At 66.3% G+C, this 1,699-nt stretch carries 3 protein-coding genes and 1 pseudogene; 1 reads left to right on the forward strand and 3 read right to left on the reverse strand.

The features are described from left to right. Window positions 1-203 (reverse strand): annotated as a pseudogene (locus BFF76_RS34350) (IS1380 family transposase); the annotation flags it as partial. Between the two features lie 123 nt (window positions 204-326). Between BFF76_RS34350 and BFF76_RS30630 the strand changes: the two are divergent. Next, complete coding sequence (locus BFF76_RS30630) at window positions 327-653, forward strand: hypothetical protein (protein ID WP_030125606.1); 327 nt, start codon at window positions 327-329, stop codon at window positions 651-653. Between the two features lie 149 nt (window positions 654-802). Here the strand turns inward: BFF76_RS30630 and BFF76_RS30635 are convergent, their stop codons facing one another. Both BFF76_RS30635 and BFF76_RS33440 read right to left on the reverse strand, forming a co-directional pair. Further along, window positions 803-1,330, reverse strand: coding sequence for a hypothetical protein (locus BFF76_RS30635; protein WP_107418517.1), 528 nt, complete (start codon window positions 1,328-1,330; stop codon window positions 803-805). A 184-nt stretch (window positions 1,331-1,514) separates the two neighbouring features. Continuing rightward, a partial coding sequence (locus BFF76_RS33440) for a hypothetical protein (protein WP_208604902.1) occupies window positions 1,515-1,699 on the reverse strand: 185 nt, incomplete at its 5' end.

The raw sequence follows: 1,699 nt of genomic DNA on the forward strand, positions 1-1,699 counted from the left end.
GTAGCGATCCGGCCCGGGTCATGACCAGTACCTCGTGGCCGAAGCGGTCTCAACGCGGTGGAGTACGAGCTGGTCAGTCCAGTGACATCGGCGAGATCAGCCAGTAGCCGTGCCCCGGCATGACCGACCACCCCCGCACCGTCAGCGGAGACATGAAGCCTGGGACGCGAACCGATACCCTGCACGCAGAAAGTGCCTTCCACCTGGACCGACAGAACCCCTCGACAAGGTTCATCGTCCCAGCTCGGAAGGCACTTTCGCGTTCACGGCCAGCAACTGATCTCACGCCAACCGAAACGGCGAGGCTAACGCAAAGGTAAGTCGAAATGACCATCACACAGGCCGACCTCAACGCCCTCAGCGTCGCCCACCCGAACCTGAGCGCGAACGGATACGGCTCAAGCGCCTTCGCCCCGAAGCCTGTCCGTCTCGACGAGGTTCAGGCTGCCTACGCCTGGATCGCTGAGCAGACCTGGCTGACTGTGCCGGCGGAGAGCTCCTCGTACGGCCTCAAGCATGCGATGGAGCGTGTGACTGGCATGTACGTCACGAACGGCGCGTTCATCGCCGCGGCGCTGCTGCACGCCCCGGCTGGCCTGGAGGTCAAGCTGGACGACCTGAACCCGGCGATCGGGATCAAGGTGGAGGGGTAACCCGGGCGGCGCCCTCAGACCCGCTGCGTCACCGCCTTCACGGGCGACACCGTTCGGCGTCGTCCAGTTCGGCGGTGCGGAGGGAGCCGGCGACCTTGTCCGGCATGTTGTCAACGTGTTTACCGAATGGGTGGAATGTGGACGCAGCATCAGGGGCGGGCGTGCAGGAAACGGTGTTCCCTGTACCGCCGTATCAGCTGCCACCGCCGTGCCGAATATGCTAGGTCCTCGCGGCAGGCGTCGAGAAACACGCCCTGGGCGGCGACGAAGGCCTCGGTCAGCCGCTGGAACCGGGCGCCGTTCTTCTCGTTCAGGTCTAGGTCGCTGGCCGTTGCCACCAGGTCCTCCGCCGCGGCGATTACGGGCACCGTGCCGCACAGCCGGACCCCGTGCAGCGCGCCGATGAGTTCACCGGCGACCTCCCAGGCCTGCGGGAGCTGGCCAAGCAAAAGCTTGTGTGCGGCTCGTCCGGCCTCGCGCTGGAGGCGAGAGAACTGGTACGCGTAGTTGAACGAGCGGGTCGAGGCGTCGAGCAGCCGGCGGTAGGCCAACGCCCGGTCTTCTTTGCTGCCCAGCCGGGGTATGCCCGTGGGCCGGTAGCGTCCGATCAGGGCCGCGGTGATGCTGCCGGCGGCCTTGAGCCCGGCAGCCGTGACGCTCGGCGTCGTGAAGGTCATACGCGGTTCTACCACTAGTAGTGCTTCGTTAGGTTCTGCGTCTGCTTCGGTTGCGGGGCAGGGGGCAGTTGAACCGCCCCGTTTCGAGCGGTCGCCCCCAGAACGGGGGTTCGCTGAAAGATCGTCGATCACGGGTGGGCCTGGCTACGGGCCCCGTCATGCCGGTGGAGTTCTTAACTGATGATCAGGCCGAGGCGTACGGGAAGTTCGCCGAGGAGCCGACGAGACCTGAATTGGAGCGGTTCTTCTTCCTCGGCGATGTCGGCCGGGATCTGATCGCGCTGCGGAGGAGCTGGAGCTGGTCGAGGCACACGGCACGGATCTGGACGCGGCCGCGCTGTGGCGGGCGGTGGAGGAGGTCGCCCCGCG

The organism is Streptomyces mutomycini, assembly GCF_001700505.1.
GTDB lineage: Bacteria > Actinomycetota > Actinomycetes > Streptomycetales > Streptomycetaceae > Streptomyces > Streptomyces mutomycini.